We start from the raw sequence: 13,655 nt of genomic DNA on the forward strand, positions 1-13,655 counted from the left end.
TGTAAATGACCGTTTCAGCCGATACGTCGCCCCCGCGCATCGCGCTCGTCGCCGGCGCGCTGGGCAGCGCGGCCGACGCCGCGTCGCTCGGTCGTGCGCTCGCGACCGGATTCGCGCAGCACGGCTGGGACGTCGCGCTGCAGCGCAGCCCCGGCACGCCGCGCGCGGCCGCCGACGCGCTCGTCGCCGAGGTCGCCGCCCGCGGGCGCCGTGCAGCCGTGCTCGACGCCGATCTGGCCCTGGAAACCGACGCGGCCGCGCTCGTCGCCGCGTGTGCTGCGGCGCTCGGCCGGCCCGCCTGTGCGGTGTTCGTGAGTGCCTGCGCCGGTGCCGACGACGCGCACACCGTGGACGGCGCATCGCTCGCCGCTGCGCTCGCGCGCAACGTGACGGCGCCGCTCGCGCTGGCCCGGGCGCTCGCCGACGCGACGCCCGACGCCGCGCGTGACGACGAATCGCTGCGCGCCTGCGCGATCCACGTGCTGGATCAGGCCCTGTTTCACCCGGCGCCGGCGCAGTTGTCGCATGCGCTGATGCAGGCCGCGCTGCACCGCGCGACCTCCGCGCTGGCGCTGGCACTTGCGCCGAAGGTGCGCGTCGCGGCGCTCGTGCGCGGCCATGCGCCGCACGCGAACGACATCGCGGCGGCGGCCTGCTATCTCGCGAGCGCGCCCGGCGTCACGGGCGCGACGCTGACCGTCGACGGCGGCGAGCACCTGGTGCCGCCCGCCGCCGGCCCGAATGAATGAACTGCGCGGATCGCGCGGCGTGATCGCCGCCGCCCGCGCCGCTTTGCGTGCGCGCACGCCAATTTGACTGGGACGACCATGTTTTCCGCTCTCCTGCACCCCCGCCTCGCGGACTGCCGCAGGCTCTACCTGCGCGACTACGAGGTGCACATCAACATCGGGGCCTTCGAACACGAGAAGCGCGGCGAGCAGCGCGTCGTCATCAACGTCGACCTGTTCGTGCCGCTCGCGCTGTCCACCCCCGTCGACGACCGGCTGCATGAAGTCGTCGACTACGACCTGATGAAGCAGAGCGTCGCGCAGTGCGTGGCGCGCGGCCACATCCACCTGCAGGAAACGCTGTGCGACGCGATCGCCGCGAACCTGCTGGCGCACGACGCCGTGCGCGCGGTACGCGTCTGTACCGAGAAACCGGACGCCTATCCGGACTGCGACGCCGTCGGCGTCGAAGTCTTTCGCATCAAGGACGAGGAGCGCGCATGAACGCCCCCCACATGAACGACACGGCGGCCGATGGCGCCGCCATCGAAGCCACCGCCGCCGACACCGGCCGCCGCGCGCTGACGCGCCGCGAGCAGAAGGAAGCGTACGAGAACAACAAGCTGTTCAAGCGGATCGTGCGCCAGGTCGGCCAGGCGATCGGCGACTACAACATGATCGAGCAGGGCGACAAGGTGATGGTGTGCCTGTCGGGCGGCAAGGACAGCTACGCGATGCTCGACGTGCTGCTGCGCCTGCGCGAGCGCGCGCCGATCGACTTCGACATCGTCGCGGTCAACCTCGACCAGAAGCAGCCGGGCTTCCCTGAACACGTGCTGCCCGAGTACCTGACGCAGGTCGGCGTGCCGTTCCACATCGAGAACCAGGACACCTACAGCATCGTCAAGCGGCTCGTGCCCGAAGGCAAGACGACCTGCTCGCTGTGCTCGCGGCTGCGCCGCGGGATCCTGTACCGCGTGGCCGGCGAGCTCGGCGCGACCAAGATCGCGCTCGGCCACCACCGCGACGACATCCTGCAGACGCTGCTGCTCAACATGTTCTACGGCGGCAAGCTGAAGGGAATGCCGCCGAAGCTGCAGTCGGACGACGGCAGGAACGTCGTGATCCGCCCGCTCGCATACGTGAAGGAGACCGATCTCGAGAAATACGCGGAGCTGCGCGAATTCCCGATCATCCCGTGCAACCTGTGCGGCAGCCAGCCGAACCTGAAGCGCGCGGAAATGAAGGCGCTGATCCGCGAATGGGACAAGCGCTTCCCGGGCCGCGTCGACAACATGTTCAGCGCGCTCGCGAACGTCGTGCCGTCGCACCTGATGGATACGACCCAGTTCCCGTTCGCGTCGCTGCGCGCGACCGGCGTTGCCGATCCGCAGGGCGACATCGCGTTCGACGAGGAGCCGTGCGCGTCCGGCGAAGAGACCGCCGCGCCGGGCGCCGCGAAACCGATCTCGATCGTCCAGTTCGACGACCTGTAAGCAGGGCCCGAACGCCCGCCGGAACCGGGGCCGCAGCCTCGTTCCGGCGCTGTCGCCCCGCCGCGACAGGCCCGGAACGACGGGGGCCGCATGCTAAAATGGACGGCTTCGAACTCCTCTGACAAGCTGGCGCCATGAATATCGTGATTTTGGCGGCAGGCACCGGCAAGCGCATGCGTTCCGCGCTGCCGAAAGTGCTCCATCCCCTGGCCGGCAGGCCGCTCCTCTCCCACGTCATCGCCACCGCGCGCACGCTGCAGCCGTCGCGGCTCGTCGTCGTGGTCGGTCATGGCGCCGAGCAGGTCCAGGCCGCCGTCGCCGCGCCCGACGTCCAGTTCGCGGTGCAGGCCGAGCAGCTCGGCACCGGCCACGCGGTACGCCAGGCGCTGCCGCTGCTCGATCCCGCGCAACCGACGCTGGTGCTGTACGGCGACGTGCCGCTCACCCGCGCGTCGACGCTGCGGCGTCTCGTCGACGCCGCGCGCGAGGGCCGCTACGGGATTCTGACCGTCACGCTCGACGATCCGACCGGCTATGGCCGCATCGTGCGCGACGCGGCCGGCTTCGTCACGCGCATCGTCGAGCAGAAGGACGCGTCGCCGGAAGAGCTGAAGATCGCCGAGATCAACACCGGCATCATCGTCACGCCCACGGCCCAGCTGTCGATGTGGCTCGGCGCGCTGAAGAACGAAAACGCACAGGGCGAGTACTACCTGACCGACGTCGTCGAACTCGCGATCGAGGCCGGTTTCGAGGTCGTCACGGCGCAGCCCGACGACGAATGGGAAACGCTCGGCGTGAACAGCAAGGCGCAGCTCGCGGAGCTCGAGCGCATCCATCAGCGCAACGTCGCCGATGCGCTGCTCGTCGACGGCGTCACGCTCGCCGATCCGGCGCGGCTCGACGTGCGCGGCACGCTGCGCTGCGGCCGCGACGTGTCGATCGACGTGAACTGCGTGTTCGAAGGCAACGTGACGCTCGCCGACAACGTGACGATCGGCCCGAACTGCGTGATCCGCAACGCGTCGGTCGGCGCCGGCACGCGCGTCGACGCGTTCACGCACATCGACGGCGCCGAGCTCGGTGCGAACACCGTGATCGGCCCGTACGCGCGGCTGCGCCCCGGCGCGCAGCTCGCGGACGAAGCGCACGTCGGCAACTTCGTCGAGGTGAAGAACGCGGTGATCGGGCACGGCTCGAAGGCGAACCACCTCACCTACATCGGCGACGCCGACATCGGCGCGCGCGTGAACATCGGCGCGGGCACGATCACCTGCAACTACGACGGCGCGAACAAGTTCCGCACCGTGATCGAGGACGACGTGTTCGTCGGCTCCGACACGCAGCTCGTCGCGCCGGTGCGCATCGGCCGCGGCGTGACGATCGCTGCCGGCACGACGATCTGGAAGGACGTCGCCGAAGGCGTCCTCGCATTGAACGAGAAGACGCAGACCGCGAAGAGCGGCTACGTCCGCCCGGTCAAGAAGAAGAGCTGAACCTTTAGCGGGCGCCCGGACGGCGCCCGCGTCGACTTACAGGATGGACCATTCATGTGCGGCATTGTCGGCGCAGTTGCGCAGCGTAATATCGTTCCGGTGCTGATCGAAGGATTGCGGCGCCTCGAATACCGTGGCTACGATTCGTGCGGCGTCGCCGTGCTCGAGCCGGGCGCCCCCAAGCGCGCGCGCAGCGTCGCGCGCGTCGCCGATCTCGATGCGCAGGTGCAGGAATCGCATCTCGAAGGCACGACCGGCGTCGCGCACACGCGCTGGGCGACGCACGGCGCGCCCGTCACGCACAACGCGCACCCGATCTTCTCGTCGAACGCGCTCGCGCTCGTCCACAACGGCATCATCGAGAACTTCGAGCCGCTGCGCGAAGCGCTGCGCGCGAAGGGCTACGAGTTCGTGTCGCAGACCGACACCGAAGTCATCGCGCACCTCGTGCACAGCCTGTATCGCGGCGACCTGTTCGAGGCCGTGCGCGAAGCCGTGCAGCAGCTGCACGGCGCCTATGCGATCGCCGTGACGCACAAGGACCAGCCGCACACCGTCGTCGGCGCGCGCCAGGGTTCGCCGCTCGTCGTCGGCCACGGCGACGGCGAGAACTTCCTCGCGTCCGACGCACTCGCGCTGGCCGGCAGCACCGATCGCTTCACGTTCCTCGAGGAAGGTGACGTGTGCGAGCTGTCGATCGATGGCGTGAAGATCGTCGATCGTCACGGCGCGCTCGCGCAGCGCGAGATCCGCGTCGTCAGCGCATACGGCGGCGCGGTCGAGCTGGGCCCGTATCGCCACTTCATGCAGAAGGAAATCTTCGAGCAGCCGCGCGCGATCAGCGACACGGTGCCGCAAACCGAAGCGTTCGACGCGACGCTGTTCGGCGATGCGGCCCCCGCCGCGTTCGCGGAGATCGACAGCCTGCTGATCCTCGCGTGCGGTACGAGCTACTACTCGGGCCTCACCGCGAAGTACTGGCTCGAATCGATCGCGAAGATCCCGACTCAGGTCGAGATCGCGAGCGAATACCGCTACCGCGAGTCGGTGCCGAACCCGCGCCAGCTCGTGCTGGTGATCTCGCAATCGGGCGAGACGGCCGACACGCTCGCCGCGCTCAAGCACGCGCAGTCGCTCGGCCACACGCATACGCTCGCGGTGTGCAACGTCGCGACGAGCGCGATGGTGCGCCTCACCGAGATGCAGTTCCTGACGCACGCGGGCACCGAGATCGGCGTTGCGTCGACCAAGGCGTTCACGACGCAGCTCGTCGCGCTGTTCGTGCTGGCCGCGACGCTCGGCAAGCTGCGCGGGCACGTCGACGCCGCGCAAGAAGCGCAATTCCTGAAGGAACTGCGCCACCTGCCGGTCGCGCTGAACAGCGTGCTCGCGCTCGAGCCGCAGATCATCGCGTGGTCGGAGGAATTCGCGCGCAAGGAAAACGCGCTGTTCCTCGGCCGCGGGCTGCACTACCCGATCGCGCTCGAAGGCGCGCTGAAGCTGAAGGAAATCTCGTACATCCATGCCGAGGCGTATCCGGCCGGCGAACTGAAGCACGGGCCGCTCGCGCTCGTCACGGAAGCGATGCCGGTCGTCACGGTCGCGCCGAACGACACGCTGCTCGAGAAGCTGAAGTCGAACATGCAGGAAGTGCGCGCACGCGGCGGCGAGCTGTACGTGTTCGCGGATGCCGACACGCAGATCGTCAACGACGACGGCCTGCACGTGATCCGGATGCCGGAACACTACGGGCAGCTGTCGCCGATCCTGCACGTCGTGCCGCTGCAGCTGCTCGCGTATCACACCGCATGCGCGCGCGGCACCGACGTCGACAAACCGCGCAACCTCGCGAAGTCGGTGACGGTGGAGTAAGCAATCGGCGCAGCGCGGTCCGGCGCGCCGACGAGACTGACGGAGAGACCATGGTAAGACTGTTTGGATGCGGATTGCTGGCGCTGACCTTCGCGTCGACGGGCTGGGCGGCCGAGCGCTACGTCGAAGTCTGGAACCCGCCCGAGGCGCGGTTGCCGGCGGCCCGTACGCCGGATGCCCGCACGCCGGCAGCGCGCCCCGGTGGCGACGCGCATGCCGGCGGCAAGACCGTGGAAAAGCACGCGAGCGTGCAGCCGAAGGCTGCGGTCAAGCCGCACAAGCGCCGCGTCGCACAAGCCGTGAAAACCACGCCGCATCGACCGGCCGCCGCGACGGTCGACGCGCCGTCCGCACCGCGCCCGGTCGCGCAGCCCGCGCCGGGCCGGCTCACGGTGATGCAGCCGGCCATGCCCGACACGCCGCACGCACTCACGTTCTCGGACATCCCGCGGCAATACACACCGGACGGCAACGTGCTGCGCGTCGGCACGGGCAGCCGTTCCGCGGAGGTGACGCGATAATGGAAGCGCAGACCTATCACGGCTACCAGATCTGGGGCCATTCGATCCTGCAGCAGGATGAAATCCTGCAGCCCGAACGCTTCGCGGCGAGCGGCACGATCACGCAGAACAATCGGCTCGTCGAAGCGTCGGGCGTGCTCGGCGTGTTCGATACCGAGGACGAAGCGCGCGAAGCGGGGCTCGAATGGGCCCGCGCCTGGATCGACAACCATCGCTGAACGGGCCGCGCGGCTGCGCGCGAGCCGTCAACCCAAGAAAAAAGGGGCGTCCATGACGCCCCTTTCTGCATTCGGCGCCGGCCCGCTCAGGCAACGGGCCGCGGCGGCGGCACCACCGTCCGGGGCCGGCCGACGAGCCGCGCCAGCACGACAATCGAGACCAGCGTGACGACGTACGCCGCGATCTGGATCCCCGCCGGACGCGCGGTATAGCCGATCAGCGTATGCAGCGCCTTGCCGACGATGCTCGTTTCCTTGAGCAGCCACGAGGTATCCCAGACCGCATCGCCCCACGACGGCACGAGGCCGGCGGCAAGCAGGAAGCCGACGCACTGGCTCGCCATCCCCGCCGCGAGCAGCACGATCAGCGCGTTGGTGACGGAGAACAGGCGCTTGAGCGGAATCTGCAGCAGGCCCGCATACATCCCATAGCCGAGCCCGGCGCCGCCCAGCACACCGAGCAGCCCGCCGACGATCATCTGCGGCGTCTGTCCCGGATCGCCCGCCGCGATGCCGTACAGGAACAGCACGGCCTCGGAGCCCTCGCGCAGCACCGCGACACCGACGACGATCGCGAGCCCCGTCAGCGGCCGGCTGCCGGCTGCGACGGCCCGGCCGACCTCGCCCATGTGCAGCGCCATCTCGCGGCCGTGGCGGCTCATCCAGATGCAGTGCCACGCGAGCATCAGCGTCGCGACGAACATCACGCCGGCGTTGAAGACTTCCTGCCCCATGCCGGAGGCCCACTGCGAAATCACGTCGGCGAACGCGGCGATCAGGCCGGCGCCGATCACGCCGCCGACGAGCCCGCCGCCGACCCACCAGCCGCGGCTCGGCACGCCCTTCGTCGCGGCCATCACGATCGAAACCACCAGCGCGGCCTCGAGCACTTCACGAAAGACGATCAGAGCGGTAGACAGCATGGCGATATCCGCTTATTTGACGGTCAGGTGCGTCTTCGACTGCGCCTCATGATACTCGTCGTGGAACTCGTAGGTGCCGGCGTTCAGCGGCCCGACCAGGATCTCGACCGACTTGCCGGCCGGCACGACCTTCTCCGCCTTGAAATCGTCGCTTTCGAATTCTGCGGGCGTCGCATCGAGATTCTTCACGACGAACTTCACCTTCTTGCCGGCCGGAATCGTCACGCCGTCGGGCGAAAACTTGTGGTTCTTCAGGGTCAGGTTGACGACGTCGTCGGCAGCGAATGCGGACGTTGCCGATGCGCCCAGCAGGGCCAGTGCGAAACCGAAAGCGAAGCGATTCATACGGGTACCGAAATGAAATATCGAAGGGAACCGATAGTAAGATCGATTCGCATTTCCCTCTCTCAGTACCCTTACTCATGGCATGGACATCGGGCGTCATGGATGCGACGCGCACCTTGTCGCGCAAGGCGCCGCGCGATTTCGCCGACAATGCGCAGCCGTCAATCGGGAAAAATTCGGACTGACGTCCGTCAGCGGATGACGATTCGTCTGACCTCATCTTTACAAAAAGCTTGAGCTACGCGGAACGCGACGAATGGCTTGACCTTCCCACCATGGCAAGCTTCATGCTGGCGATGTTTGTGAAGCGCCAATCAACCCAGGAGAACACGATGGAATTCGAAGTCCAGGACATGACCTGCGGCGGCTGCGCCAACGCCATCACGCGCGCCGTGACGGCAGCGGACCCCGCCGCGAAGCTCGACATCGACGTGGCCGCGAAGACGGTCAAGGTCGAATCGGCGCAAGGCGCCGAACGCGTGCAGTCGATCATCGAAGCCGCGGGCTTCCACCCGGCATTGCGCTCGGCCTGACGCGCGCGGGCGCGGCGCCCATCGGCACCGCGCCCGGACACCGGCCGCGTCAGCGCAGCCGGATCAGCGTCGACTTCAGCTCGGTGTATTTCTCGAGCGCGTGCAGCGACTTGTCGCGGCCGTTGCCCGACTGCTTGTAGCCGCCGAACGGGAAGTTCATGTCGCCGCCTTCGTCGTAGCAGTTCACCCACACCGTGCCCGCCCGCAGCCGGCGCGACACGTCGTGCGCGGTCGTCAGGTTCGACGTCCAAACGGCCGCGGCCAGCCCGTATTCGGTGTCGTTCGCGATCCGCACCGCCTCGTCGACGTCGTCGAACACGATCACCGACAGCACGGGCCCGAAGATCTCCTCGCGCGCGATCTTCGCATCGGGCTTCACCTCGAACACCGTCGGTTCCACGTAGAAGCCGCCCGTCTCCTCCTTCACGCGCGCGCCGCCCGTGACGAGCGTGCCTTCCTTGCGCCCGGCATCGATGTAGCCGAGCACGCGCTCGAGCTGGATCCCGTCGACGATCGCGCCCATCGATACCGACGGATCGAGCGGGTTGCCCGGCACGTAAGCGCGCGCGGCCGCCACCAGCTTCTCGATGAACGCGTCCTTGATGTCGCGATGCACGAGCAGGCGCGAGCCGGCCGTGCACATCTCGCCCATGTTGTAGAAGATCGCCCCGGCTGCGGCCTGCGCGGCGCGGTCGAGGTCCGGACAATCCGGCAGAACGATGTTCGGCGACTTGCCACCGAGCTCGAGCCACGCGCGCTTCAGGTTCGACTGCGCGGCGTACTGCATGATCAGCTTGCCGACCGCGGTGGAGCCGGTGAACGCGATGCAGTCGACATCGCGATGCAGCGCGAGCAGCTTGCCCGGTTCGCCTGCGCCCGGCACGACGTTGAACACGCCGGCCGGGATGCCGGCCTCGTATGCGAGCTGCGCGACGCGGATCGCGGTCAGCGGCGATTTCTCCGACGGCTTCAGCACGACGCTGTTGCCGGCCGCGAGCGCCGGGCCGAACTTCCATGCGGCCATCAGGATCGGGAAGTTCCACGGCACGACGGCCGCCACCACGCCGACCGGCTCGCGTGTGACGAGACCGACGAGATGATGGTCGGCCGGCGCGACTTCGCCGCCGACCTTGTCGATCGCTTCGGCGAACCACTCGACGCAATAAGCGGCGCCCGGCACGTCAACCGTCGTGGTGTCGCCGATCGGCTTGCCCGCATCGAGCGTCTCGAGCAGCGAAAGTTCGTCGAGATGCTCGCGCATCAGCGCGGCCCAGCGCAGCAGCACGGCCTTGCGCGCGCGCGGGTTCAGTCCGGCCCACACGCCGGCGTCGAACGCGCGGCGCGCGGCCGCGACGGCGGCGTTCACGTCGGGCTCTCCGCAGTCGGCCACCTTCGCGAGCACGCGACCGTCGATCGGGCTCACGCAGTCGAACGTCCTGCCGCCGTGCGCGTCGCGCGACGTGCCGTCGATGAATGCGCGCCCTTCAATCGTGAGCGACGCCGCCTTGTCCTGCCAGTCAGCCAAAGTCAACTTGTTCATCAGGATGCCTCAATTGTCGTGGCATTCGCGCTGCGGCACGCCGCGCAACGGCAAGACTGCCGGCGACGAATGCAGTGATGCGGGCTCAGAAGGTGGCCGGCGAATTCGCCGACACGACCTCGCAGAGCTGTTCCGCGCTGGGATTGCGAAAACGGTGCGGCAAACGGCTTTCGAAGTAGTAGCCGTCTCCGGGGTCGAGCAGCCAGGTCGCGCCGTCGACGGTGAGCTCGAGTCGGCCCGACACGACCACGCCGCCCTCGTGCCCCGCGTGCACGAGCATCTCGGGCCCCGTATCGGCGAGCGGCTGGTAGATCTCGCGCATGATGCACATGTTGCGGTCCTTCACGCCCGCGCCGACGAGATGAAATGCGAGCGCGTCGTTGCCAAGGTTCGGCATCTCGTCGCGGCGCGATACGACCGAGCGCGATTCGACGAGTTCGAACGTGAAGAACTCCGCGAGACTCATCGGAATGCATTCGAGCAGTTTCTTCAGCGAGCCGACCGACGGGCTTACGCGCCCCTGTTCGATCAGCGAGATCGTGCCGTTGGTCACGCCGGCCCGCTTCGCGAGTTCACGCTGCGACAGGCCATGCTTGTTGCGCACGAAACGCAGGCGCTCGGCGACTTCGGTGGACATCGATTCGGTTTCGGACACGATAGAAGTGCGGTGAAAAAGTGAAACGACGCGTGGAGCGGCGTTGCGCAGCCGTTGAATATTCTAATCACTTTATGCCGCACATCAGCGGGGAAAACCCTGAAAGGCGTTCGAAATAATGAACACCCCGCGAGTCATTCCGTTTACGAATATTTTGTTCGGAGTGCCTCGGGAAAGCCCTGACACGAGACCGTCAAAAAACATTTGACGCCGTTTTTGGCTCGTATATGCTGGCTCTCAGGTCAGCGTCATTGGCCATTCATTGGCACCGAAAAGCGTTATTGCAACGCAAGAATTGATGCCCATCGATGTAAATGACGCAGGACCGGCACCTCGATTATTTTAAACGCCTCGCGCGCTGAAACGGTCAGGTGTTCAATACTTTCAACAAACCAGTCGAGTGTAATCGTGAGAGTCCGTGGCCCTCTGGTGAGGTGGGATCGAGGCGATGTGCGAAGTTTGCGCAGCGCTGCTCCCGCTTCCGATGGCAGTTGCGGCTGGCATAGTCCTCGCCTGCTGCATCTGTCGATCTACACCATCCTGTCTCGTCGTTCCGTTCGCCGTCACAACGCCGTTTCCGCACGCGCGTTCGTGGCCGTGGATACCGACGAAGTCGCGTCGCTGCTGCCATAGCGCCTCTCCTCCTTTTCTCGTCGTTCGTTTCAACTGCCTGTTCGTCAGCCGCGTCGTCTGCGCGGTGACGGAACGCGTTCGCGCATCCATTGCCGCGTCGCGCAGCGCAACGAAACGAACGACAGCCTGATCGTCGCGCGCAGCGCGGATCGCCATGCGAACCCGTTGCGCCCATTCACCAGCGGCCTTGCGCTTTTCGCCAGGCTGCGGGGCCGTGTCGCGCCTGCATTTCGCGATTTTCCTGCGCAACGCACGCCATGGCCCTACGGATAACTGATTGACGTCATGGAAAGGAAACCCCTCGTCGGCATCACCGCCGACTTCACGCAAATCGGCGCACATGCGTCGCACACGGTCGGCGACAAGTACGTCGCGGCGATCGTCGACGGCGCACATGCGCTCGCGATGGTGCTGCCCGCGCTCGGCGATCGCCAGTCGACCGACGACGTGCTCGCCACGGTCGACGGCCTGTTGTTTACCGGCAGCTATTCGAACGTCGAGCCGCACCTGTATGGCGGCGAGCCGAGCGCGCCCGGCACGAAGCACGATCCCGCGCGTGATGCGACGACGCTGCCGCTGCTGCGCGCGGCGATCACCGCTGGCGTGCCCGTTCTGGCCGTGTGCCGCGGCTTCCAGGAGCTGAACGTCGTCTGCGGCGGCACGCTGCATCAGCGCGTGCACGAAGTGCCCGGCCTCGCCGATCACCGCGAGGACGACGACGCGCCGATGGACACGCAATACGGCCCCGCGCACGTCGTGCGCCTGACGCCCGGCGGCGTGCTGCACACGCTCGCCGGCGGCCGCGACGACGTGCACGTGAACTCGCTGCACAAACAGGGCATCGCGCAGCTCGGCTCCGGCCTCGCCGTCGAAGCCGTCGCGTCGGATGGCCTGATCGAGGCCGTCAGCGTCGTCGACGCACCGGCCTTCGCCCTCGCCGTGCAATGGCACCCGGAATGGCGGCATGCGCATGACCCGCTGTCGAGCGCGATCTTCCGCGCCTTCGGCGACGCATGCCGCGCCCACCGGAACGCCCGCGAACGCACCAGGGCCGCCGCCGCGCTCGCATGAGCGCGTCGAACAACCAACGAGAACGAACATGCAAGACATCGACGACTTTCTGAAGCAGCACCGGATCACCGAGATCGAAGCGATCATTCCCGACATGGCCGGCATCGCGCGCGGCAAGATCACGCCGCGCAACAAGTTCACGTCCGGCGAATCGATGCGCCTGCCGCAGGCCGTGATGGTGCAGACCGTCACGGGCGACTATCCGGAAGACGGCTCGCTCACTGGCGTGACCGACCCCGACATGGTGTGCGTGCCCGACACGTCGACCATTCGCCTGATCCCGTGGGCGGTCGACCCGACCGCGCAAGTGATCCACGACTGCGTGCACTTCGACGGCTCGCCGGTCGAGATCTCGCCGCGCTACGTGCTGCGCCGCGTGCTCGACCTGTACAAGGCGAAGGGCTGGAAGCCCGTCGTCGCGCCGGAGCTCGAGTTCTACCTGGTCGACATGAACAAGGACCCGGACCTGCCGCTGCGTCCGCCGGTCGGCCGCACGGGCCGCCCCGAGACGGGCCGCCAGTCGTATTCGATCGAGGCGGTCAACGAGTTCGACCCGCTGTTCGAGGACATCTACGAGTACTGCGAAGCGCAGAACCTCGACATCGACACGCTGATCCACGAAGTCGGCGCCGCGCAGATGGAGATCAACTTCATGCACGGCGACGCGCTGTCGCTCGCCGACCAGGTGTTCCTGTTCAAGCGCACGGTGCGCGAGGCCGCGCTGCGTCACAACATGTACGCGACGTTCATGGCCAAGCCGATGGAAAACGAGCCGGGTTCGGCGATGCACGTGCACCAGAGCATCGTCGACGAGGAGACGGGCCAGAACCTGTTCACGTCGCGGGAAACCGGCGGCGCGACGTCGATGTTCTACAACTACCTCGCGGGGCTGCAGAAATACACGCCCGCGTTGATGCCGATCTTCGCGCCGTACATCAATTCGTACCGCCGGCTGTCGCGCTTCATGGCCGCGCCGATCAACGTGCAGTGGGGCTACGACAACCGCACGGTCGGCTTCCGCATCCCGCACTCGGGCCCGGCCGCGCGCCGCATCGAGAACCGGATCCCGGGCGTCGACTGCAACCCGTACCTCGCGCTCGCGGCGACGCTCGCCGCCGGCTATCTCGGCATGACGCAGCGTCTCGAACCGACCGAACCGCTCGTCAGCGACGGCTACGAACTGCCGTACCAGCTGCCGCGCAACCTCGAGGAAGGGCTCACGCTGATGGCCGCATGCGAGCCGCTCGGCGAGATTCTCGGCCACAAGTTCCTGAAGGCGTATTTCGCGCTGAAGGAAACCGAATACGAAGCGTTCTTCCGCGTGATCAGCTCGTGGGAACGCCGCCATCTGCTGCTGCACGTCTGAGCGTGCGCACGACCGAATACGGAATCACGGAGGAAACATGACTTACCGCAACGAATCTGCATGGATCCAGCCGGCCGCGCCGGCCGCCGCACCGCGCACGACGCAGGCACGCTCGACCGCCGAATACCGCGCGCTCGACGCCGCGCACCACATCCACCCGTTCTCCGACATGGGTGCGCTCAACCGCGCGGGCAGCCGCGTGATCGTGAAGGCCGACGGCGTCTATCTGTGGGACTCGGACGGCAACAAGGTCATCGA

Annotated in this window: 15 protein-coding genes and 1 pseudogene; 12 read left to right on the forward strand and 4 right to left on the reverse strand. The window is 67.3% G+C overall.

Features of this window, described 5'->3' with window-relative positions; all coding sequences use genetic code 11:
- The first annotated feature begins 5 nt into the window (after nucleotides 1-5).
- The 7 genes from WS75_RS27625 to WS75_RS27655 all read left to right on the forward strand — a co-directional run bounded on the left by WS75_RS27625 (nucleotide 6) and on the right by WS75_RS27655 (nucleotide 6,331).
- The gene (locus WS75_RS27625) at nucleotides 6-749 is read left to right on the forward strand and encodes an SDR family oxidoreductase (RefSeq protein ID WP_059685321.1); all 744 of its coding nucleotides are present in this window, start codon (nucleotides 6-8) and stop codon (nucleotides 747-749) included.
- A gap of 78 nt (nucleotides 750-827) precedes the next feature.
- Nucleotides 828-1,232, forward strand: a complete 405-nt coding sequence (locus WS75_RS27630; RefSeq protein WP_059450683.1) for a dihydroneopterin aldolase — start codon at nucleotides 828-830, stop codon at nucleotides 1,230-1,232.
- Nucleotides 1,229-2,224 (forward strand): tRNA 2-thiocytidine(32) synthetase TtcA, encoded by a 996-nt coding sequence (gene ttcA / locus WS75_RS27635; RefSeq protein ID WP_059685324.1) that lies wholly within the window; start codon nucleotides 1,229-1,231, stop codon nucleotides 2,222-2,224. The genes WS75_RS27630 and ttcA overlap by 4 nt, the downstream gene beginning before the upstream one ends.
- Nucleotides 2,225-2,358: 134 nt before the next feature.
- Entirely contained in the window at nucleotides 2,359-3,720 is a 1,362-nt protein-coding gene (glmU, locus tag WS75_RS27640; protein ID WP_059685326.1) for a bifunctional UDP-N-acetylglucosamine diphosphorylase/glucosamine-1-phosphate N-acetyltransferase GlmU, read from the forward strand.
- A gap of 54 nt (nucleotides 3,721-3,774) precedes the next feature.
- Nucleotides 3,775-5,592: a glutamine--fructose-6-phosphate transaminase (isomerizing) gene (gene glmS, locus WS75_RS27645; RefSeq protein WP_059685329.1), complete on the forward strand. Its 1,818-nt coding sequence runs from the start codon at nucleotides 3,775-3,777 to the stop codon at nucleotides 5,590-5,592.
- A 50-nt stretch (nucleotides 5,593-5,642) separates the two neighbouring features.
- Nucleotides 5,643-6,113 carry a hypothetical protein gene (locus WS75_RS27650; RefSeq protein WP_059685331.1) on the forward strand — a complete coding sequence of 157 codons (471 nt, stop codon included), beginning with the start codon at nucleotides 5,643-5,645 and terminating at the stop codon, nucleotides 6,111-6,113.
- Nucleotides 6,113-6,331: a hypothetical protein gene (locus WS75_RS27655; RefSeq protein WP_059450688.1), complete on the forward strand. Its 219-nt coding sequence runs from the start codon at nucleotides 6,113-6,115 to the stop codon at nucleotides 6,329-6,331. Before WS75_RS27650 ends, WS75_RS27655 begins: the two co-directional genes overlap by 1 nt.
- Nucleotides 6,332-6,417: 86 nt before the next feature.
- On the opposite strand, the gene WS75_RS27660 is transcribed toward WS75_RS27655, so the two are convergent.
- Nucleotides 6,418-7,254: an FTR1 family iron permease gene (locus tag WS75_RS27660; protein ID WP_059685332.1), complete on the reverse strand. Its 837-nt coding sequence runs from the start codon at nucleotides 7,252-7,254 to the stop codon at nucleotides 6,418-6,420.
- 12 nt (nucleotides 7,255-7,266) lie between these two features.
- Nucleotides 7,267-7,599: a cupredoxin domain-containing protein gene (locus WS75_RS27665; RefSeq protein WP_059605730.1), complete on the reverse strand. Its 333-nt coding sequence runs from the start codon at nucleotides 7,597-7,599 to the stop codon at nucleotides 7,267-7,269.
- Between the two features lie 332 nt (nucleotides 7,600-7,931).
- Here WS75_RS27665 and WS75_RS27670 point away from each other — a divergent pair, with 332 nt between their 5' ends.
- Nucleotides 7,932-8,132 (forward strand): heavy-metal-associated domain-containing protein, encoded by a 201-nt coding sequence (locus tag WS75_RS27670; protein WP_006754615.1) that lies wholly within the window; start codon nucleotides 7,932-7,934, stop codon nucleotides 8,130-8,132.
- A 49-nt stretch (nucleotides 8,133-8,181) separates the two neighbouring features.
- On the opposite strand, the gene WS75_RS27675 is transcribed toward WS75_RS27670, so the two are convergent.
- Both WS75_RS27675 and WS75_RS27680 read right to left on the reverse strand, forming a co-directional pair.
- Nucleotides 8,182-9,672 (reverse strand): aldehyde dehydrogenase, encoded by a 1,491-nt coding sequence (locus WS75_RS27675; protein WP_059685334.1) that lies wholly within the window; start codon nucleotides 9,670-9,672, stop codon nucleotides 8,182-8,184.
- An 85-nt stretch (nucleotides 9,673-9,757) separates the two neighbouring features.
- Nucleotides 9,758-10,309, reverse strand: coding sequence for a cupin domain-containing protein (locus tag WS75_RS27680; protein ID WP_014895828.1), 552 nt, complete (start codon nucleotides 10,307-10,309; stop codon nucleotides 9,758-9,760).
- A 468-nt stretch (nucleotides 10,310-10,777) separates the two neighbouring features.
- On the opposite strand from WS75_RS27680, the gene WS75_RS34800 reads away from it, so the two are divergent.
- The 4 genes and pseudogenes from WS75_RS34800 to WS75_RS27695 all read left to right on the forward strand — a co-directional run.
- Nucleotides 10,778-10,960, forward strand: a complete 183-nt coding sequence (locus WS75_RS34800) for a hypothetical protein (RefSeq protein ID WP_006402789.1) — start codon at nucleotides 10,778-10,780, stop codon at nucleotides 10,958-10,960.
- Nucleotides 10,961-11,245: 285 nt separating this feature from the next.
- Complete coding sequence (locus tag WS75_RS27685; protein WP_059685336.1) at nucleotides 11,246-12,031, forward strand: gamma-glutamyl-gamma-aminobutyrate hydrolase family protein; 786 nt, start codon at nucleotides 11,246-11,248, stop codon at nucleotides 12,029-12,031.
- Nucleotides 12,032-12,059: 28 nt separating this feature from the next.
- A complete protein-coding gene (locus WS75_RS27690; RefSeq protein WP_059685338.1) occupies nucleotides 12,060-13,397 on the forward strand; it encodes a glutamine synthetase family protein in 1,338 nt (445 codons plus the stop codon).
- Nucleotides 13,398-13,434: 37 nt separating this feature from the next.
- Nucleotides 13,435-13,655: pseudogene (locus WS75_RS27695) on the forward strand (aspartate aminotransferase family protein); the annotation flags it as partial.

Origin of the sequence: Burkholderia sp. FL-7-2-10-S1-D7 (assembly GCF_001524185.1) — a bacterium.
GTDB classification, from domain to species: Bacteria; Pseudomonadota; Gammaproteobacteria; order Burkholderiales; family Burkholderiaceae; genus Burkholderia; species Burkholderia diffusa.

What these genes read in the sequence shown, in the direction of transcription:
- WS75_RS27625 (WP_059685321.1), top strand. Translation starts at nt 6, where the DNA reads ATGACCGTTTCAGCCGATACGTCGCCCCCGCGCATCGCGCTCGTCGCC.
- WS75_RS27630 (WP_059450683.1), top strand. Translation starts at nt 828, where the DNA reads ATGTTTTCCGCTCTCCTGCACCCCCGCCTCGCGGACTGCCGCAGGCTC.
- ttcA (WP_059685324.1), top strand. Translation starts at nt 1,229, where the DNA reads ATGAACGCCCCCCACATGAACGACACGGCGGCCGATGGCGCCGCCATC.
- glmU (WP_059685326.1), top strand. Translation starts at nt 2,359, where the DNA reads ATGAATATCGTGATTTTGGCGGCAGGCACCGGCAAGCGCATGCGTTCC.
- glmS (WP_059685329.1), top strand. Translation starts at nt 3,775, where the DNA reads ATGTGCGGCATTGTCGGCGCAGTTGCGCAGCGTAATATCGTTCCGGTG.
- WS75_RS27650 (WP_059685331.1), top strand. Translation starts at nt 5,643, where the DNA reads ATGGTAAGACTGTTTGGATGCGGATTGCTGGCGCTGACCTTCGCGTCG.
- WS75_RS27655 (WP_059450688.1), top strand. Translation starts at nt 6,113, where the DNA reads ATGGAAGCGCAGACCTATCACGGCTACCAGATCTGGGGCCATTCGATC.
- WS75_RS27660 (WP_059685332.1), bottom strand. Translation starts at nt 7,254, where the DNA reads ATGCTGTCTACCGCTCTGATCGTCTTTCGTGAAGTGCTCGAGGCCGCG.
- WS75_RS27665 (WP_059605730.1), bottom strand. Translation starts at nt 7,599, where the DNA reads ATGAATCGCTTCGCTTTCGGTTTCGCACTGGCCCTGCTGGGCGCATCG.
- WS75_RS27670 (WP_006754615.1), top strand. Translation starts at nt 7,932, where the DNA reads ATGGAATTCGAAGTCCAGGACATGACCTGCGGCGGCTGCGCCAACGCC.
- WS75_RS27675 (WP_059685334.1), bottom strand. Translation starts at nt 9,672, where the DNA reads ATGAACAAGTTGACTTTGGCTGACTGGCAGGACAAGGCGGCGTCGCTC.
- WS75_RS27680 (WP_014895828.1), bottom strand. Translation starts at nt 10,309, where the DNA reads ATGTCCACCGAAGTCGCCGAGCGCCTGCGTTTCGTGCGCAACAAGCAT.
- WS75_RS27685 (WP_059685336.1), top strand. Translation starts at nt 11,246, where the DNA reads ATGGAAAGGAAACCCCTCGTCGGCATCACCGCCGACTTCACGCAAATC.
- WS75_RS27690 (WP_059685338.1), top strand. Translation starts at nt 12,060, where the DNA reads ATGCAAGACATCGACGACTTTCTGAAGCAGCACCGGATCACCGAGATC.